This is a genomic window from Dyadobacter arcticus (assembly GCF_011762185.1).
GTDB lineage: Bacteria > Bacteroidota > Bacteroidia > Cytophagales > Spirosomataceae > Dyadobacter > Dyadobacter arcticus.
In genome coordinates this window covers 139,953-159,725 of record NZ_JAASQJ010000006.1, presented here as the reverse complement: position 1 = coordinate 159,725, position 19,773 = coordinate 139,953, and the positions used below count along the sequence as shown (strand labels likewise).

Sequence of the window (19,773 nt, the reverse complement as noted above, 5' to 3'; positions counted from 1 at the left end):
GATAGGTAAATAAAAACAAAATATTTACCTATGAGAAAGTCGATCAAATTTACGAGCTTATTAGTTGTTGCTCTAATGGCAACATTCAGTGCTATTGCGCAGGATAAAACTGTGATGGTAGGCGGTGCCGAAATGTATCCATCCAAAAACATTATTGAAAACGCGGTCAATTCCAAAGACCACACCACGCTTGTTGCAGCAGTAAAAGCGGCAGGATTGGTTGAAACATTGTCAGGCGCAGGACCATTTACCGTTTTTGCACCTGTTAATGCAGCATTTGCAGCATTACCAGCAGGTACGGTGGACAACTTGCTGAAACCAGAAAACAAAGCAATGCTTACATCAGTATTGACTTACCATGTTATTCCTGGAAAAATTGATTCAAAATCAGTGATGAAAATGATTGAAGACGGAAAAGGAAAAACAATGGCTAAAACGGTACAGGGTGCAGAACTTACGTTTTCAATGAGTGGAAAAGACCTGATGGTTACAGATTCAAAAGGAAACAAGGCCAAAGTAACAATCGCCGATGTATACCAATCAAATGGTGTGATCCACGTGGTTGACAAAGTTTTAATGCCATAATCTGGTAAAAATAAGTGAAGTTGGATTGTGAAGTGGTTGTTAGTTAGCGGGATGGCTCAGGCCTTCCCGCTTTTTTTGTGGAGTGCAGGTCAGTACAGGATAGTCGGCCAGATATTTTTAGGAATTTTTGGATATTATTTTCTTCTTTTTTAAGAGTATTAACCTTAAAAAGATTCCTTGTGTTAAGGGTAACGATTATCTAGTACATCACTAAACCTGTAAATAAAACAAAGATGAATTCCAGATTTATCAAAGCCGGATTGGTCCTGGCAGCATTGCTGACGTTCGGTTTCCAGGGCGCCAGCATAGCCCAAAAGAAAGAAAAAGGGTTTAAATCCATCTTTGACGGTAAAACATTGGATGGCTGGGATGGAGATCCCAAATACTGGCGCGTGGAGAACGGTAGCCTGGTAGGCACAATAACCCCCGAAACACTGCTCAAAACCAATTCTTTCATTATCTGGAAAGGTGGCGAACCCGCCGATTTTGAATTTAAAGGATCTTTCAAAATTGCGAAAGACGGTAATTCCGGTATCAATTACAGAAGTGAGAGGCTTACTGACGTTCCTTTCGCATTAAAAGGCTACCAGGCTGATATTGATGGGAAAATCAACTATACCGGCCAAAATTACGAAGAGCGCAAGCGTACTACATTGGCTTACCGCGGCCAAAAAACAACCATCAAAGAGTACACAGGCGAAAAAACACCCGAAGCAATTCGTGCCAATGTCAAAGCCAACGCATGGACAGGTTTTGAAGTAACCGGCTCACTTGGAAGCTCCGATTCCCTGAAAACCCTGATCAAGAGTGAAGATTGGAATACATTCCGCCTTGTAGTAAAAGGAAATCACCTTCAGCATTATATCAACGACGTCCTCATGAGCGACGTAACCGACAATGATACGGTAAATGGTGCCAAAAAAGGACTTTTAGGCGTACAAGTCCATGTAGGTCCACCCATGAAAGTGGAATACAAAGACCTTCGGATCAAACAACTGTAATTACTATAATAGCTAAAAAGGCTAACTGAGCGTCGGCCCTAGCTAATCGCTAACCGAGCGGCGGCCGCAGCTAAAATGCTCATAGCAATACGCCAGCAACAATGAACAAAATTGGATTTAACGTGCTTGCCTGGACGGCAGCGGTTTCGAATGATCTTTTTCCGATTATCGAAAGATTGAAGGGCATTGGTTATGATGGTGTAGAATTTTACCTGGGTCCCCAGGAATCTGCGGCATATCTGCGGATGGGTAATTATACCAAAGATCTTGGCCTTGAAACCACAGCCGTAATGACGCTTGGAAAAGAGGATAATCCGGTAAGTGAATCGGCAGACGTTCGCCAGAAAGCGCTGGATAAGATTAAATGGGCCGTTGATCGCGCACATGAACTCAATTCAAAGATTATTTGCGGGCCTTTTCATTCGGGTCACACTGTTTTTGTAAACAGGCCACCGGAAGATCAGGAATATGCATTGGCCGGGGAAGTTTTGAATGCCGCGGCTGATTACGCCGCTCAGGCGAACATTACCTTTGCGCTGGAAGCCCTCAATCGTTTCGAATGTTATCTGTGCAATACGATGGAGCAGCTTTTGAAGTTGGTGAAAGCGGCTGATCACCCCAATGTGCGGGCAATGTTTGATACCCATCATTCCAATATTGAAGAGAAAAAATACACGACCGCATTGCAGACCATTGCTCCTGTATTAGCCCATGTGCACATCAGTGAAAACGACCGCGGAACTCCTGGCGCCGGTCAGGTACTCTGGGACGATGCATTTTCCTCTTTGGCTGCTATTCAATATGATGGCTGGTTAACCATCGAAGCTTTTTCAAGAAATGATCCTGGTTTCGCTAATGCAATTGGCGTCTGGCGGGAGTTTAATGATCCATGGGATATCGCAGAAAATGGATACAAGTTTATAAGGGAAATGGGTTTGAAGCATGGGTTATAATCTTAATATGAAAACAATCTTCCGACTACTCTTTGCAATGCTTTTAATGCTGAGCATGAATGCGATTGCTCAGGAAGCAAGCAAATACAGGGTCATTTACAAGGGTGATAAAGGGCCGGGCGTCGGGAAAAATATCGTTTTTATAGCTACCGACCATGAGTACCGCGGCGAAGAATCCCTTCCTGCACTGGCTCGGATCCTGGCAAAGAAATATGGGTTTAATTGTACGGTCGTGTATGCATTGGATAGCACAGATCATATTTTACCGGGCGGTTCCAATCTGAAAGGACTGGATATATTGGAAAAAGCAGACCTGCTGGTCATGTTCATGCGATTTGCCCATTTTGAGGATAAAGAAATGCAGCACATTGACAATTATGTCAAACGCGGCGGCCCTATTGTGGCCTTTCGAACATCTACGCATGCTTTTGACATCAAAAATGATCCCAAATGGGAACATTACGGCTGGGACTATAAAGGCCCCAAAACCGATTGGAAGGATGGTTTTGGAGAATATGTGCTGGGTGAAACCTGGGTGTCACATTACGGTACCAATCACAAACAAAGTTCAAAAATCCTTATCGAACCTTCTGAGGCCCAGCATCCTATCATGCTGGGCGTGAAGGATATGTGGGTACAATCGGGAGGTTACACCACTTACCCCAAAGGAACGGTACTCGCGAGAGGCGAAGTGCTGAATGGCATGACCGCAACGTCGGAGCCGGACAAAACCAAGGAACTGCTGCCGGTTGCCTGGATTCACGATTACAAAATAGGCTCGGGCAAAACCGGCCGCACTTTTACAACTACACATGGAGCTTCCGAAGACATACTGAATGAAGGTTTCCGCCGAATGGTGGTCAATGCGATGTTTTGGAGTATGGGAATGGAAAAGGAGATCAAACCAGGCAATGATATTGCGTTTGTAGGACCTTACAAACCGACCACATTCAATTTCAGCGGCTATAAAGCGAATGTAAAACCATCCGATCTCGCGGGTTGGGATGCGCTGATCATGCCGGGCGAGATCGTCAAAAAGAAGGGAAAGTAAGTTTTTTCAAAATTTCATAAAAAGTAAATGTCAGTACAAATTCCATTTCGCTTTGGCTCCGAGGTATATACCTGGTTTATGAGTGGCAGCGGACATACCCATCAGGGTCGTCTGGGGCATATGATTGAGGTTATTTCAAAAGCTGGTTTTACAGGAATACAGCCAATATTCACCTGGATGGGCGATTTGATCGATCCGGACAAGTTGGAAGAGAAATTAAAAGAACAAGGAATAGAGCTGGCGGCCTTGGCCCTTGCATTAGATTGGAACGAAGAGGGAGAAACGGAAAGGGAACGCGAAGTGGCCGACCATGCAATTAAAGTATTACAACGCTTTCCAGGCGCAGTTTTAAATACTGTGCAAATTCCATCAGGGAGACATCACTTGACCGAAAGGCAGAAAAGGCTGGTCAATATTGTGAATGCGGTTTCGAAAAGGGCAGCCGACAAAGGTGTTCCGTGCAGCTACCATCCCAATTCTCCCCACACTTCTATCATCCGCACCGAAGAGGATTATAAAATTGTCCTCGAATCGCTGGATTCGGCAGTTACCGGCTGGACGCCGGATGTGGGCCACATTATCAACGGTGGTATGGACCCACTAACCAAAATGAAGGAATATCAGTCCCTGATCAACCACGTTCATTTCAAGGATTGGAACGGTGAACCAGAATTTGCATTAATGGGAAAGGGTAAAGTGGACCTTCTTGGCGTGACGCAGTGGCTAAAAGATATCAATTATAGCGGATGGATCATTTGTGAAGATGAAGGAGAAGAAGCATTGGAAGATCCCGATTTTGTGACGCTTCATGATGGAAAATGGATTCAGGAGGATTTGATTCCAGCACTAAAATAAGCTAACAGCTTTTCCCAATGCCCACGATCCAAACCAACGGAATCAACTTTTACTACGAAGAATGCGGTTCTGGCGAGCCTTTGCTGTTGATTATGGGCATTACGGCGCCCGGGACGGTTTGGGATGTGCATGTAGCCGATTGGCAACGCCATTTTCGCTGCATTATTGGCGATAATCGCGGGGTTGGGCAGACTGATAAACCTGCGGGACCTTATTCTTCGGAACAAATGGCGGACGATTATGCCGGTTTGCTGGATTTTCTCGGTCTTGAAAATGTAAGTGTAATTGGCTGTTCAATGGGCAGTACCATTGCGCAACAGCTGGCAATCCGTCACCCGAATAAAGTGAAATCTTTGGTTTTGATGTGTCCGTGGGCAAGGTGTGACCATTATGCCAAAGGACTTTTTCAACATATTATGAATAGTAAGGCGCGATTCCGCCCAGAAGAATTCAGCCTGTACATGCAACTTTTGATTTTTTCCAAAGCAACCTGGGACAATGCTGAAAAGCATGCGGAACTGGAAACCGGGAGAAAGCAGGATGCGGTGAATCCATTTCCACAACCTTTACATGGATTGGAGGGACAGGCTGCTGCTTGCATCAATCACAATGCATTGCCGGATTTGGGTAAAATTAACAAACCAACATTGGTCATTGGCGGCAGGGAGGACATTTTCACACCGGTTTGGATGGCCGAAGAAGTTGCAAATGGAATCCCAGGATCAGAGCTTTTTCTTTACGACAAATTGGGTCATGCATTCCATTTTGAAGATACGGAAGATTTCAATGAACGGGTGCGTATCTGGCTTACGAATGTGCCGTCGGTCTGAATTGAATGCATTTCCAGATCAAAGACATTAAAGTAAGGTGATTTTTACCTTTTAAGGATTAGGTAATTTTGGTTAAAACAAAATAATGGAGCCTACCAATTCAAAAATAACAGATTGGGTTTACAAAATATCCAATCATGCTCAGGTCGGTGGAATCGAAACCTCCGTACTGGATAATGGAGCTGGACGAGGCACACGCATTGCCTGGATCAATACGGGAACGGGTTTGCGGTTTAAAGTGGTGATCGACAGGGCGATGGACATTGCGGAGGCATTTTATAATCAACATAGTCTGGCCTGGATCAGTCATGGAGGCGTAACATATCCGCAACCGTTTTCAGATAAGGGGATCGACTGGCTAAGGACATTTGGCGGAGGGTTACTAACTACTTGCGGACTTTCCCATGCAGGCGGTCCCGAGTCCGACGAATTTGGCGACAGAGGTTTGCACGGATTGATTGGTAACTCACCCGCGGAAATCGTATCCATCATTCAACCCGATTTGAGATCCGGAAAGCTGGAAATGAGTATTACCGGCATCATTCGCGAAACAAAACCATTTGGGCCGAGCCTGGAATTGCGAAGGACTATTTCGGCGACATTGGGGAAGCCGACGATTTACATTCATGATGAGGTGATAAATAAGGCCAATACTGCGACACCGCATATGCTGCTGTACCATTTCAATTTCGGCTGGCCGCTGGCGGACGAAGGAACGGATATTCTTTGGAAAGGCAAATGGTATCCGCGGCATGGTGCAGAAAATGCCAGGATATTTAAAGAAGGAAATGATTTCAAAAAGTGTCCCGCACCTTTGGATGATCACCTTGGGAGTGGCGAAGAAGTGGCATTGATCGATATAGATGCAGATATTTTTGGCGAAAGCGTTTGCGGACTTTATAATGAAAAAATAGGTTTGGCTGTCGGCCTGAAATTTAAAAAAGAACAGTTACCCTGGCTTGCAAACTGGCAGCATTGGGGCAAAGGGGAATATGTTACGGGCCTTGAACCCTGCACGCATCCGCTCTCGGGCCAGGGGAAAGCAAGGAAAGACGGAACATTAATCTTTATCAAACCCGAAGAAACGCGGAAATATGATTTGGAATTGACGGTAATGACCGAGAAAGAAGCAATCGACGAATATTTTTTATAAAATTTATTTTTTTAAACAACAAATGGGACTTTCAAGTATAGCCGAGAAGGCGTTAGAGCAGGGAAAAGGGATTTTACGTTTGGCGCCTACCTGGGTTCCGCGTTCATTCTGTGTTCCAGGCCGCAGGATTAAATTACATCCGGACGATTATTATGTGCTGGGTGGCGTGCGTGGCGGGATCGACGAACGTTGGTTGTCATCCACAACTCCTGCAAAAAATGGCCCTTTGACTGGCGAAAATGAAGGATTAAGTGCTATTGTTTACGACGATGGAAATGGCGAACAGCAAATCTTACTGAAAGATGCAGTCGATGAGCTGAAAGGTGCATTGATCGGCGATCGTCTTTGGGACGAATATCAAAGCTGGCCGATGTACTCCAAGTTCTTTGACAATATGGGCCCACTTCCGCACCACATTCACCACAATGATGAGCACGCGGCATTAATTGGCCAAAATGGTAAACCTGAGGCTTATTATTTCCCGCCACAACTTAATAACCACGGAGGGGATTTTCCCTATACTTTCTTTGGAATTACACCCGGAACAACGAAGGAGCAGATCAAGGAATGTCTGATGAATTTCAACAAAGGCGATAATAAGATCACGAATTTCTCGTCTGCTTTCCGGCTCGAACCCGGCACGGGCTGGGACGTTCCCCCAGGCATGCTCCACGCACCCGGAAGCTTGTGTACCTACGAGCCACAAAAAGCATCCGACGTTTTTGCAATGTACCAATCTCTCGTGAATGAGGCGATTGTTCCTGAGGAATTGCTTTGGAATGGTACCCCCGAGAACCGTAAAGGTGATTATGATCAATTAATGGAGGTGATCGACTGGGATTTGAATGTAAACCCAAATTTGCTGGAAACCCGTTTTATGCGTCCAAAATCGGTAAAGGATGACGCCGAAATGGAAGCAGAAGGTTACAGTGAAAAATGGGTTTGCTATCTGAACGAAGCATTCAGCGCGAAAGAGCTGACTGTGTTCCCAGGAAAAACAGTAACCATCAAAGATGCCGCAGCCTACGGTATCATCGTAATGCAAGGCCACGGCAAATTTGGAGAGTGGGATATTGAAACCCCTGCCCTGATCCGCTACGGACAATTGACTCACGATGAATTCTTTATAAGCGAAAAGGCTGCCACCGAAGGAGTCGTAATCAGCAACCCATCTAAAACGGACCCGATTGTGATTTTAAAGCATTTTGGACCGGGGAATCCGGATCTGGTGTTGTAGGGAGCTATTAGCTGTTAGCTTTTAGCTTTTTTTGCTTTCTTTAAGATAAATACATTTTTAGGATTCTTATTTTAATTTCTAAACCAAGCTAATGGCTAACAGCTAACAGCTAACAGCCAACAGCTTAGCTCCCAGCTACTAACCAAAACCTCTTAACCCATGCCTGAAAATAATTATCCCAAACTTCACAATGCTACATGGCCTGGTATTGTGGGAAAAGGTTCTGATTCTGAGCCTGTGATTTCTTTTGACACCATGCTGGAAAAAACCGCTGCTGCTGAGGTAGACGGTGTGAAATTTGATGGTGTCGATCTCGGCCTTTTTGACCCGCATATCGACTTGGATATGAGTGATGATGGTATCAAAAGTCTGGTAGACAAATTAAACGGACTGAATCTCGAAGTAGGAAGTCTGGTTGCACCCATCTGGGGCGGGCCCGCGATGGGTAGTAAGGACGAGCGCGATACCTTCGTGGAAATGGTACGCAAATCATGCATTTTTGGTCAAAAACTGAGAGAACATGGTATTCGTCCCAATGGTATTGTGCGTATCGACTCTGCGAGCAAGCCGGAAACATGGGCGTTGGACCCTGCCGGCAATACCAAGCTAATCGCTGAGACATTCAGAAGAGCCTGTGATGTAGCCGCTGATTATGGCGAGAAACTGGCTGCTGAAGGTGAAATCTGCTGGGGAGGTATGCATAGCTGGCGAACCATGATCGATACTATGGAAGCCGTGGATCGCCCAAATATGGGTTTTCAGGCCGATATGTCGCATACATTCCTGTATCTGCTGGGTTATAACCGTCCCGAGGACCGCGTACTCCCAGTTGATTTTGAATGGAATGACCGCCCCGCATTGGACGAAGCCCTTAAAACAATGACAGCGGCATTGCGTCCCTGGACAATCGATTTCCATGTCGCACAAAATGACGGAACGGTTCATGGAACAGGTTCGCACGACAAAACGGGCCGCCACTGTCTGGCTACGGATCCTAACGGAAAGCTAGACATTACCCATGACGCCGGATATTGGCTGCGAGACGAAAATGGAAATCTCACCAAAGCATTCGGCCACATTTGCTGGGACGGCTGCATGTTCCCGAACGAAGTAATGTACAATCAGCAAACCTGGAATGATATCCTGGCAGCGTTGATCAATGTCCGCAAAGCACACGGCTGGTATCAGGAGATTTAAATAATCATCATCATTCACCATTTGCCGCCGGCTTAAGCCGACGGAAATTGAAAAAAGATCATGGCAGAAAAAAAATTAATCAGAATTGCATTGATTGGGACCGGGCTTATGGGCCGGACGCATTCCAATGGATATAAAAGAATAGGCGATTTTTTTCCTGAATTGGAATATCGCCCTGTATTACAGGCAGTTTGCTCCCGCAATGAAGAGAAAGTGAAAGCTTTCGCGGAGCAGTGGGGTTATGCATCCGTTGAAACGGATTGGAAAAAGATCATTGAACGCGACGATATCGACGCGGTGGACATTTGTACGCCCAATGACACTCACGCTGAAATTGCAATTGCTGCGGCTGCTGCTGGCAAAATGATCCTTTGTGAAAAGCCGCTTGCCAGAACACTGGAAGAAGCCAAAACAATGGTGGATGCCATAGAGAAAGCAGGGGTTCAAAATACAGTTTGGTATAATTACCGTCGTGTTCCGGCTGTTACTTTGGCTAAACAAATTGTTGATTCAGGTAAGCTGGGCAGAATTTTCCATTATCGTGCTAATTTTTTGCAGGACTGGACAATCAATCCGGATGTTCCTCAGGGAGGTACTGCGACCTGGCGCCTGGATGTGGATGCTGCTGGTTCTGGTGTAACGGGAGACTTATTAGCGCATTGTATTGATACCGCCATGTGGATTAATGGAGGTATCAAAGATGTTTCGGCTGTAACCGAAACATTTATCAAGGAGCGTGTCCATTCTGAAAGTGGGCAGGTCCAGAAAGTGGGTATTGATGACGCTTGTATTTTTCATTGCCATTTTGATAATGGTTCTCTGGGGCTTTTTGAATCTACACGCTACGCCCGTGGCCATAAAGCACTTTATACATTTGAAATAAATGGCGAGCATGCTTCTATCAAATGGGACCTGCATGATCTGAACCGCCTGGAATACTTCGACCACAGCGATGAGTCGATTGTTCGGGGATGGAGATCGATTTTGGTAACAGATGCTGATCAGCCTTATATGAAAAGATGGTGGATACCGGGTACCAGCATTGGTTATGAACATTCATTCATTCACCAGGCCGCTGATTTTTTCGAAAGTCTGGAAACTGGTGAACCCTGCCTACCCACATTCAAAGATGCCTATGAAACCCAGAAAGTGTGTGAAGCAGTACTGGATTCAGCAGCATCAAAAAGTTGGAAAGACACAGGAGTAACCTGGGAGAATTGACCGTCGGCTTAAGCCGACGGATATTTAGAGGCCCCAGCATTGCGCTAGGGCCTTTTTTCAATAGAAAAAATATGTCTGAGTTTATTCTGCGGGTCAATCAACTTTCCAAATCTTTTTCCGGTGTGAAAGCATTGGACAATGTCCAGTTCAATCTGAAACGGGGAGAGGTGCATGCATTGATGGGGGAGAACGGAGCTGGGAAGTCAACTTTTATGAAAATCCTGATTGGGTTAATGGCACCTGATTCGGGGGAAGTCTTGTTTGAAGGTGAAAGCATTAAGGATTTCAATGTCCACCATATCCAGAAAAAAGGGATTTCCATGATCCATCAGGAAATCCTGATTGTTCCAGAACTGACAGTTGCACAGAATATATTTTTGGGTCGAGAAAGGGAAAATTCTGGTAAAAAAGGGTTGTTTTCGGGCTGGTTAAATGATTCGACGATTAACCGGAAGGCAAGTGAGCTGATGCAACAATTGGGTGTTAACATTGCGGCGGACACCCAAATGAGAAACCTGAGCATTGCCCAAATGCAGATGGTTGAGATTGCAAAAGCCATTTCCAATGATGCCAAAGTGATTATCATGGACGAGCCAACCTCTGCAATTTCTGATAAAGAGGTATCTACGCTCTTTGACATTATCCGTAATCTCCGGGAAAAGAGCGTCAGCATCATTTACATTTCTCATAAAATGGACGAAATCTTTGAGATCTCGGACACCATTACCGTTCTCCGCGACGGAAAATATATTGCTACGAAGGCCGCAGCAGAATTGGACAGAAATTCGCTGATTGCAATGATGGTCGGCAGGGAAATCGATCAGATGTTTCCGGAGAAGATAAATGGTTTTGGCAAGAAGGTGTTATCTGTCAATAATTTAAATAAAAAAGGAAAGTTTTCAGGAATCAGTTTTGAGGTCCGGGCAGGCGAGATTCTGGGGCTTGCGGGATTGATGGGTGCTGGCAGAACAGAGATTGCGAGGGCTATATTCGGATTGGACACATTGGATAGTGGAGAAATTCAGATATCCGGACATAAAAAAGACATTAATTCCCCACAAGAGGCTTTAAGGCAAGGCATCGGTTATGTAAGTGAGGACAGGAAGCGGCTCGGATTCATTCCCCAAATGTCTGTAAAAGAGAACATTACATTGTCGAGCTTGGCAAAACATAAAAAAAGATTTTTTATCAGCGAAGAAAGCGAGCTGTATGCGACAGACCAGATGATATTGGACCTGAAAATTAAAACTTCGGGAGCCGATCAGAAGGTTGTGAATCTGAGTGGGGGAAATCAGCAGAAAGTGGTCATTGGGAAAGTGCTTTTGGCTTCACCAAGCATTATTATTCTTGATGAACCGACGCGGGGAGTCGATGTGGGCGCAAAATTTGAAATATATAAACTCATCCGCGGCCTTGCAAAAGAAGGTATTGCAATCATCATGATTTCGTCAGAATTACCTGAAATCCTGGGTATGTGCGACCGGATTTTGGTTTTATCGAAAGGAAAGCCAACCGCATTGCTTTCAAAACAGGAAGCGACGCAGGAATTGATCATGAAATACGCAGTTGCCTGACGGAAGAAAGCCGAAGTAAAAACCTCTTTCTATGGAAGTGAACCTTAACTCCCGATACCCCAATATAAGCCGTTACGGCATTTTTCTGGCATTCGTACTGATCTGCCTGGCTCTTGCATTGAGTACACCCAGATTTTTTACCTTATCCAATCTTTTGATCATTGGCACGCAGGTTTCTATCAATGCGTTGCTTGCGTTTGGGGTGACATTTGTCATCATCACAGGTGGAATTGACCTGTCATTGGGTTCGATGGTTGCCATCACCGGCGTGGTAGCGGCTCTGTTTGCACATCCGGATACTTATCCGTTGGCGGTGCCATTGTTTGCAGGACTTGGAGCTGGATTGTTGCTCGGTGCATTCAACGGACTTGTCATTACAAAAAGTAAGGTGCCGCCATTTATCGTGACTTTGGGTACGATGACGATCGGACGGGGCCTGGCATTAATTCTTAGTAAGGGCCGACCCATTTCCAATTTGTCGGATTCCTTTAATTTTATCGGCGGTGGTAATATTTTGGGTATTCCATTTCCAATTGTCATACTGGTTTTGGCATTTATCATTTGTGCCATAATTCTGAATAAAACTGTCCTTGGAAGATATATGTATGCGGTCGGAGGTAACGAACCCGCTGCTCGTGCTTCCGGAATTAATGTGAGCAGGGTCAAAATGTGGGTGTATAGCATTTGCGGGCTGCTTTCGGCGGTGGGAGGGATTTTACTTACATCCAGGATTACCACGGGTCAGCCGAATGCCGGGGCAGGGTTTGAACTGGATGCAATTGCCGCTGCAATTATCGGTGGAACCAGCACTTCCGGTGGAACCGGTACGATGACTGGCACACTCATGGGCGCCTTACTGATTGGCGTAATCAGCAATAGCCTTGATCTTTTGAACGTAACATCTTACTATCAGCAGGTGGTAATGGGTGTTATTATTATTGGAGCAGTTGTTTTAGACAGCGCAGGAAAAACAGGAACATAAAGAATAAATCAAAATCGAAAGCCGACGGCCGAAAGCTGACAGCCAAACACCTATGAAACTTACATCTTATATCCTACTTGCAGGCTCACTTTTACTTGGCTGCAACCAATCAAAAACAAGCGAATCGGAAGCAGGTTCGGAAAAAAAACTCTTGATCGGGGCTACGATGCTGAGCATGCAAAACGAATTCATCGTGAATGTGAGCGATGAAATGGAGGCAAAAGCAAAGGAGTTGAATGTTGAATTGATAACGGTTGACGCTGAACGTTCGGCCTTGAAACAGGTTGAACAGGTGGAGAGTTTTATCGCGCAAGGCGTGGATGCGATCATCATGAATCCCTGCGAAGTGGAAGCAAGTTCGCCAGCCGTAAAATTGGCCATGGATGCGAAAATCCCAATCATTAATGTTAATTCGGAAACCAGCGCGAAACCAACGGCATTCGTAGGTTCGGACGACACTGAATCTGCCCGCATTGCAATGAAATACATTTCCGAAAAACTAAGAGGAAAGGGAAATATCCTCATGATGCATGGATTTATGGGTCAGGCTGCGCAAATCAAAAGAGATAATGGTGCGAAAGAAATTCTGAAGGCCAATCCCGGCTTAAAACTTTTGGCAGAACAAACCGGAGAATGGGACCGTGCGAAAGCAATGTCCCTGACTGAAAACTGGATCCAATCCTATGGAAATCAGATCAATGCAATCTTCGCCCACAATGATGAAATGGGAATGGGAGCTGTTAAGGCATTGGAAGCAGCGGGTTTAAAAGGGAAAGTCCTGGTCGTAAGCGTCGACGCGATCCCCGATGCGTTGCAGGCAGTCAAAAAGGGATCTTTGGATGCGACTATTTTTCAAAACGCGACCGAACAAGGTGGTAAGGCCATTGAGACAGCTGTCAAAGCCGCAAAGAAGGAGGCGTTTGATAAGGAGGTTCTTATACCTTTTCAGTTGGTGACGAAGGAGAATGTTGGGGCGTTTTTGAAGTAGATGTTAAAAAAATGCCCGCTCTTACCAAGCAGGCACTTTAACGGGCATTTCAGCAAACCTACTTTTCTAGCAGGGCCAGGATTTTTTCCTGGTTTTTAAGGATCAGTTCCAGGTTGTTCTGGTTGTTCAGGATGGATTCCTGATTTTTAACAATCGTTTCCTGGTTGGTCAGAATAGCCTGTTGGTTGTCCGTGATTATTTTTTGATTTTCAAGGATCGATCCTTGATTATCTTTCAAAAAATTCTGGTTTTCCAAAATAGTATCCTGGTTTCCCAATATGGATTGTTGGTTACCAACAATCTCTTCGCTACTTTCAATGTTTGGCATTGCTTTTAATTTTTAAGGTTTATAAATGGAGTTACGGTACGGATAATAAACCGTAAAGTTATGCTATTGTAAGTATTTTTGACTTTTGCAGGATCAATAAAATAACCCAAATCCACGGCAATTATTAAATGGCAGGCTCCCCCCAAAACCCAAGACGTATACCCGTTCTTTATCTTATTTTCCTGATAACCGTTTTAAGCGGTTGGTTCTATTACGTTTCAGCATATCCCGACCTACAATTCCTTGAGAAAAAATGGGCTGCTATGCTCACAATGGTCTTCGGATCTTTCATCGCGGGTTCCAGTCCGGAAGGAAGTGCGGCCATAGCGTACCCTGTCTTTACATTACTGCTCAAAATACCACCTCCTGTTGCCCGCAACTTCGCATTTGCGATCCAGAGCATTGGAATGACTTCTGCGTCGCTCCTCATCATTGGGTTACGGGTTAAGGTAGAATGGAATTATATCAGATTTGTGACATTAGGAGGCATTTGTGGGTTGGTTTTTGGAACATTCTACGTCGTTCCACTAATCTCACCGGTCATGGCGAAGTTGTTTTTTGTATCCCTATGGCTCAGTTTTGGCATTGCGCTCTGGCGGGAAAACAGCCGTCCGAAAAGGTATGTATTTGAATCTATCCAGCATTTTAACTCGAAAGATCAGTTGCGTTTAGCCATCTTCGGTCTCATCGGTGGTATAATCTCCTCTATTTTTGGAACAGGTATTAATATTTTCACTTTTTGCCTGATGACCATTTATTATAGGGTTAGCGAAAAAGTAGCGACGCCTTCCTCGGTTATCATTATGACAATTGAAACTTTGCTGGGTTTCTTCCTTCACGTCATCATTCTCAAAGATTTTAGTCAGGAATCGTTTGAATTATGGATCGCCTGCGTCCCGATAGTCGTCTTTTTTGCTCCGTTAGGGGCTTTTGTAATCACCAAGCTCCCCCGCGAAGGAATCGCCAGGATTCTATATATCATCCTGATTGTACAGTTCATCGGCGCGATGATCGTAATCAAGCCCAGTGTCAACCAGATCCTGATGTGTGCAGCAACGCTTATTGCCGGACTTGGGTTGTTTATGTACCTGGCTAAACTCAAACGAGAGGCAGATCCAAAATAACAGTGTCCAATGAAACCTTAGGATCAACTAAGATTAAAAGTTGCTGCCTAAATCAAAGGCATTCAAAGTAAACATGCTCAAAAACTTCCTTTCTATAAGCGTTCGCATCGGTGAACGCTTTTTTATTTTCTAACCAACTGGCTTTTTCAAAATGAACACTTTCAATATCAATCGTCGCACGTTTCTTCACGGAGCCACAGCAGCGTTGGCGCTTTCTACTTTTGGTGCGCGAGGCATGGACCTAATCAATCCGGCTAATCCACTCAGGGTAGGCTTAATAGGAACAGGCTGGTACGGTAAAAGTGATTTGTTTCGGTTGATACAAGTGGCTCCGGTTGAGGTTATTGCTCTTTGTGATGTGGATAAAAATCAATTGAATGAAGCTGGGAAGCTCGTAAGTCAGCGGCAGAAATCTGGCAAAGTTCCTAAGCTTTATGGTGATTATCAAAAGCTACTCTCGGAAAATGAGCTGGACATTGTATTGATTGGCACACCCGACCATTGGCACGCCTTGCAAATGATCGATGCGGTGAAAGCGGGAGCCCATGTTTATGTACAAAAGCCAATCAGTGTTGATGTTATGGAGGGTGAAGCAATGGTTGCCGCCGCCCGAAAATATAAGAAAGTGGTTCAGGTCGGTACGCAAAGAAAAAGTACGCCCCACCTGATCGATGCGAAGAAAAACATTGTGGACGCAGGTTTATTAGGCAAAATCTCCCACGTCGAAATGTGCTGTTATTATCATATGAGAAACAACGGAAATCCGCCTGTCGAAGCAGTTCCGGATTTTTTGGATTACGAAAAATGGACCGGCCCGGCGCCGCTCAGGCCCTATGATGGTATACCACATGTGCGTTGGTGGCGAACATTTATGGAATATGGAAATGGGATTACTGGAGATATGTGCGTTCACATGTTTGACACCGTGCGCTGGATGCTGAAATTAGGCTGGCCGACTAAAATCAGTTCAACAGGAGGGATTTATGTCCAAAAAGAGGGAAAATCTAATATATCAGATACCCAATCGGCCATTTTCGAATATCCGGAGCTGAATTGCGTTTGGCAGCACCGGACCTGGGGAACGCCCAATAACCCTGATTACCCATGGTCTTTTACACTTTATGGTGAAAAAGGCACCCTTTGGGCAAGTACTATGGCTTATGATTTTATACCCCAGGGAAAAGGTGAAAAAATCCATAAAGATGTGGTCTTTGAAAAAGAAAAATATCCTGAAGATTTGAAAGAAAAAGCCATAGAATTGAATGCGGCTCCCGCGACCCGTCTGCATATGCTCGACTTTTTAAGTGCAATCGACAACAGCAGCAAACCGGTTGCGGACATTGAAGAAGGACATATTTCTACGGCAAGCTGTATTCTTGCAAATCTCTCAATGAAAACCGGCAGACCTATTGTTTATGATCCGGTAAAACGCGAAATTGTTGGTGACAGAGAGGCTAATGGCCTTTTAGCTCGTCCTTACCGTGCTTCATACAAACATCCCGACTATAAAAAAGTTTAGATTAAGTAGCAAAAAGCTTGTGGTCCCCGTATAAATCCCAGTGAATCGCGTCCGGAAACCCCGGGCGCGTATTTGTTTAAAGAGGAAATTTCCGGATCGATATACCAACTTTATTTGTTTAGTAGTTTAATAGTTGTTTTCCGAATATTTAAACCATATACCCTCGGAAACTGTCAGATAAATTGTCTAACCAAACGTTCAAACAGAAATGAAAAACATAATGAAGTTGATGAAATCCGCCGGTGTGTCGGTAGTGGCGGGAGTTCTCATAATGGCTTGTAGCCAGGCCCTTCAGGTCAGTTACGATTACGATTCATCTGTGAATCTTAAACAATTCAAAACTTTTAAGGTAGAATCAGAGCATAACATGGAAACTGATCCTCTTTTGGGAAGTGAATTGAACAGGAGAAGATTGGGTGATGCAGTTGTGGAAGTGATGGAATCTAAAGGCTATAAAATGGATAAACAGAATCCAGAGATTATTGTTAGGTTTATGACAGATGTGAAAGACCGTCAGCAAGTTAGGTCCAATAATTCATACTCGCCATATATGTGGTGGTATGGTGGTGGAAACAATATTTCGACCTACAATTACCAGGAAAGCCGTTTTATCCTGAATATTTATCAGAAAAACAGCGACCGTATGATCTGGCAGGGATGGGCATCAGGCAAAGTAAAAGCGCCGACTAAAAAGGATGACCGCGAATCAATGGTAAAAAATACCATGTCCGATATCCTGAGAACATTCCCCGAAGCTACTCTGGATACGTATAGCAGGAAGTAAAAGCTGGTACGAAGCTCCTGCTTGGTACCGTTTATTCAAAGGCCGACGGCCGGAACAAGTCAGAAAATTTGCTACTTGTTCCGGCCGCCGGCCTTTTTAATAGTTAGAATGAAGCTAGGGCTTCGCAACAGCGCCTTGTATCAAAATATCTAAGGGGAAACCAAGTCCCTTGTGAAGATTACGTATCATATCAATCGACAAACCACGTTTGCGGCTTAAGACCTTCGAGACATTTCCTTTATTACCCATGAAAGGAATCAGATCAGAAGCTTTCAAGCCCATTTCCTCCATCCTAATTTTAATATATTCAACTGGGTCAGGCTCTTCAATCGGATAATTTTCCTCCTCATACTTGTTGACCAGCAAAGTCAGAAGATCCAATTCACTCGCTTCCTTGCTGCCTTTCAATGCATCAAATAACTGGTCAATACGTTCAATTGCAATGTTATACTCCTCTTCCGTTTCAATTATTTTAATTTCCATAAGATTATATCTTAACTGCATCTATTTTATCATATTCTGCATGTGTGCCGAGCCATTTAATCATCAATCTTCCATATTCAAAATTTACCCTCGCAATCAAACGGTAATGATTTCCTTTAATATTAAAAATTAGACGACTATCACCGACTAAATCCACACTGTTGAAATCAACTTTTACCGCATTGAAATCCTTCCAATTGGCTTTTCGCACTGTTTTAAACCAGGACGTTAAATAAATTTTAGAGTCGGGGTGAACTTCATAAAATTCCCTTAACTTCTTAAAGCTGATTACATTCATTTTGCGTGTGTATTTATTGAAACAAATATAGGCAGGAAAAGTTGTCATTGCGACAACTTTTCCTGCCTATATTTGATATGTTTTGCTACATCGTAGCTTTCGACAATTCCATATCCAATGCCTTATTATCAGGAAATTCCTGGGCAATCCAGCGGTTCACTAGTTTACCTGTGGGATTTATAACTAAATAAGGATACCGAATGTCAATGGCGTATTTATCTTTAAGTAATTCGATATTTTCATCAGAAGCCCAGAGATGTTTTGCATTTGGCCTGTCTTTGGAATATTGCTTCCAGGTGCCCAAAGAAATTCCGGGTGCTACCGAAACATAGACAAAAGAAACTTTACCCGCATACTTGTCTTCCAATGCCTTTAAGCCGGGTTCATGCTGACCAATGCTGAATGAGAAAACCATGCAAACTGGTTTTCCCTGCAACGATGCGACTGTTATGGCCGAGCTATCCACATTCAATAGTGTTACATCGGCAACTGCACTGCCAGGTTGAAGCGATTCTTTCGTCTGAATGAGCTTTGTAATGTATTCCGCATTGGCCGATTGAGGAAAAGTGGACTTATAATCTTCCAAAAGCGCTTTACTCGTTTCCACGGTAGGAATGGCAGTAGCCGCATAATTAAGCCAGTAGGTAAGCAAATATTCCCTTTGCTTTGGATAAGCTGCCAATTTCTCTTTACTGAATGCATACACATCTTTCAACGCTTCCGGACCTATTTCATACCTGGATTGTGATCGCAGCGGAAATTTTCGGGTTGAGGGGATCAACGCCCAGTTGCGCAATTCATCCCGGTAAGCCTGACTTAACAACGCATCATCTGCCAGAATCTTAAAATCAGCCAATGTAGCATCATCCAATTCTTTTCGCTGGGTTGCATCCAGCATTACCACCCGATTGCGACGCATGATTTTTTCCTGGATCGCCCGGCGGGTAAGTGCAGGTTCGGTGATCGTTGTAGCCGTCACGTATGCTTCGAAAGCAGGAACCGCAGGATTGGCTGCTTTAAATTTTTCAAAGGCTTCCAAGCGTACTTTTTTCAAGCTGTCGCTTTGTTGCACGACACTCTTGTTATCGATCTGAGACGGTTTATAGCCGAAAACCGGGAGATACTGGTATTGATTTTCAAGAAAATAGTTTTTCAGAAAGGTCTGATAGTTGGCGTTCTTTCCCGTGAAAGTTACATCGGCGTTCTCTGCGAAATTCGCGGTGAGATCGTCGCCTGGTTGCAGAAAAAGCATCCAGGTTTTGTTGATGGCGCCGCCGCCATATTGCAGGCGCATCATTTTGGGTTCAGTGAGCTGGATAACGGACTTCTCGGAGGTCTTTTCTTTGAAATCCACCGATACGACCGGCTTCAATTCAATATCCGCCAGACCGATGCCCAGATTGGGGTGGAAATGAACATCTTCCTGGACAAGAGTAGCGGTTACAGGGCCTTGTTTTGAAGTTGTAAGCGTTATAGTGGCAGTGTTTTGGGCTTTTACCAGAAAGCTGGCGAACATCATTATCAGTAGTGCTGCTTTTTTCATTTTTGTATCTATGTGAATAATAGGTCTCTGTAAAAAGAGTAAAAACTGTGCCAATATACGTACATCG

20 protein-coding genes are annotated in these 19,773 nt (G+C 44.4%); 16 read left to right on the top strand and 4 right to left on the bottom strand.

The features are described from left to right. Window positions 1-30 precede the first annotated feature (30 nt). The 13 genes from FHS68_RS24365 (at window position 31) to FHS68_RS24305 (ending at window position 13,627) form a co-directional block, all read left to right on the top strand. Window positions 31-585 carry a fasciclin domain-containing protein gene (locus tag FHS68_RS24365; RefSeq protein ID WP_167276222.1) on the top strand — a complete coding sequence of 185 codons (555 nt, stop codon included), beginning with the start codon at window positions 31-33 and terminating at the stop codon, window positions 583-585. Window positions 586-818: 233 nt separating this feature from the next. Then, on the top strand, window positions 819-1,586 hold the full coding sequence (locus tag FHS68_RS24360; protein ID WP_167276220.1) for a 3-keto-disaccharide hydrolase: 768 nt from the start codon (window positions 819-821) through the stop codon (window positions 1,584-1,586). A gap of 101 nt (window positions 1,587-1,687) precedes the next feature. After that, complete coding sequence (locus tag FHS68_RS24355) at window positions 1,688-2,539, top strand: sugar phosphate isomerase/epimerase family protein (RefSeq protein ID WP_167276217.1); 852 nt, start codon at window positions 1,688-1,690, stop codon at window positions 2,537-2,539. A gap of 7 nt (window positions 2,540-2,546) precedes the next feature. Continuing rightward, the gene (locus tag FHS68_RS24350) at window positions 2,547-3,590 is read left to right on the top strand and encodes a ThuA domain-containing protein (RefSeq protein ID WP_167276214.1); all 1,044 of its coding nucleotides are present in this window, start codon (window positions 2,547-2,549) and stop codon (window positions 3,588-3,590) included. A 27-nt stretch (window positions 3,591-3,617) separates the two neighbouring features. Next, window positions 3,618-4,445 carry a sugar phosphate isomerase/epimerase family protein gene (locus FHS68_RS24345; RefSeq protein ID WP_167276212.1) on the top strand — a complete coding sequence of 276 codons (828 nt, stop codon included), beginning with the start codon at window positions 3,618-3,620 and terminating at the stop codon, window positions 4,443-4,445. A 17-nt stretch (window positions 4,446-4,462) separates the two neighbouring features. Further along, window positions 4,463-5,275, top strand: a complete 813-nt coding sequence (locus FHS68_RS24340; RefSeq protein WP_167276209.1) for an alpha/beta fold hydrolase — start codon at window positions 4,463-4,465, stop codon at window positions 5,273-5,275. A gap of 85 nt (window positions 5,276-5,360) precedes the next feature. Then, window positions 5,361-6,428 (top strand): aldose 1-epimerase family protein, encoded by a 1,068-nt coding sequence (locus FHS68_RS24335; protein WP_167276206.1) that lies wholly within the window; start codon window positions 5,361-5,363, stop codon window positions 6,426-6,428. 22 nt (window positions 6,429-6,450) lie between these two features. Beyond that, complete coding sequence (locus FHS68_RS24330) at window positions 6,451-7,665, top strand: hypothetical protein (protein ID WP_167276204.1); 1,215 nt, start codon at window positions 6,451-6,453, stop codon at window positions 7,663-7,665. Between the two features lie 159 nt (window positions 7,666-7,824). Next, window positions 7,825-8,862 carry a sugar phosphate isomerase/epimerase family protein gene (locus tag FHS68_RS24325; protein WP_167276201.1) on the top strand — a complete coding sequence of 346 codons (1,038 nt, stop codon included), beginning with the start codon at window positions 7,825-7,827 and terminating at the stop codon, window positions 8,860-8,862. A gap of 60 nt (window positions 8,863-8,922) precedes the next feature. Next, window positions 8,923-10,083: a Gfo/Idh/MocA family protein gene (locus FHS68_RS24320; RefSeq protein ID WP_167276200.1), complete on the top strand. Its 1,161-nt coding sequence runs from the start codon at window positions 8,923-8,925 to the stop codon at window positions 10,081-10,083. Window positions 10,084-10,154: 71 nt separating this feature from the next. Continuing rightward, window positions 10,155-11,657, top strand: a complete 1,503-nt coding sequence (locus FHS68_RS24315; protein WP_167276197.1) for a sugar ABC transporter ATP-binding protein — start codon at window positions 10,155-10,157, stop codon at window positions 11,655-11,657. Window positions 11,658-11,688: 31 nt separating this feature from the next. Beyond that, a complete protein-coding gene (locus FHS68_RS24310; RefSeq protein ID WP_167276194.1) occupies window positions 11,689-12,639 on the top strand; it encodes an ABC transporter permease in 951 nt (316 codons plus the stop codon). 52 nt (window positions 12,640-12,691) lie between these two features. Further along, window positions 12,692-13,627, top strand: a complete 936-nt coding sequence (locus tag FHS68_RS24305) for a sugar ABC transporter substrate-binding protein (protein WP_167276193.1) — start codon at window positions 12,692-12,694, stop codon at window positions 13,625-13,627. 58 nt (window positions 13,628-13,685) lie between these two features. Here the strand turns inward: FHS68_RS24305 and FHS68_RS24300 are convergent, their stop codons facing one another. Continuing rightward, entirely contained in the window at window positions 13,686-13,955 is a 270-nt protein-coding gene (locus tag FHS68_RS24300; protein ID WP_167276191.1) for a hypothetical protein, read from the bottom strand. Window positions 13,956-14,083: 128 nt separating this feature from the next. On the opposite strand from FHS68_RS24300, the gene FHS68_RS24295 reads away from it, so the two are divergent. From FHS68_RS24295 to FHS68_RS24285, 3 genes are all read left to right on the top strand, one after another. Then, window positions 14,084-15,079, top strand: a complete 996-nt coding sequence (locus FHS68_RS24295) for a sulfite exporter TauE/SafE family protein (protein WP_167276190.1) — start codon at window positions 14,084-14,086, stop codon at window positions 15,077-15,079. A gap of 151 nt (window positions 15,080-15,230) precedes the next feature. Next, entirely contained in the window at window positions 15,231-16,598 is a 1,368-nt protein-coding gene (locus FHS68_RS24290; protein ID WP_167276188.1) for a Gfo/Idh/MocA family protein, read from the top strand. Between the two features lie 208 nt (window positions 16,599-16,806). Continuing rightward, window positions 16,807-17,382, top strand: coding sequence for a DUF4136 domain-containing protein (locus FHS68_RS24285; RefSeq protein WP_167276187.1), 576 nt, complete (start codon window positions 16,807-16,809; stop codon window positions 17,380-17,382). Window positions 17,383-17,496: 114 nt separating this feature from the next. On the opposite strand, the gene FHS68_RS24280 is transcribed toward FHS68_RS24285, so the two are convergent. From FHS68_RS24280 to FHS68_RS24270, 3 genes are all read right to left on the bottom strand, one after another. Beyond that, window positions 17,497-17,865, bottom strand: coding sequence for a helix-turn-helix domain-containing protein (locus FHS68_RS24280; RefSeq protein ID WP_167276185.1), 369 nt, complete (start codon window positions 17,863-17,865; stop codon window positions 17,497-17,499). A 4-nt stretch (window positions 17,866-17,869) separates the two neighbouring features. Next, on the bottom strand, window positions 17,870-18,163 hold the full coding sequence (locus tag FHS68_RS24275; RefSeq protein ID WP_167276183.1) for a type II toxin-antitoxin system HigB family toxin: 294 nt from the start codon (window positions 18,161-18,163) through the stop codon (window positions 17,870-17,872). Between the two features lie 85 nt (window positions 18,164-18,248). Next, window positions 18,249-19,706, bottom strand: a complete 1,458-nt coding sequence (locus FHS68_RS24270; RefSeq protein ID WP_167276182.1) for a TlpA family protein disulfide reductase — start codon at window positions 19,704-19,706, stop codon at window positions 18,249-18,251. Window positions 19,707-19,773 lie beyond the last annotated feature (67 nt).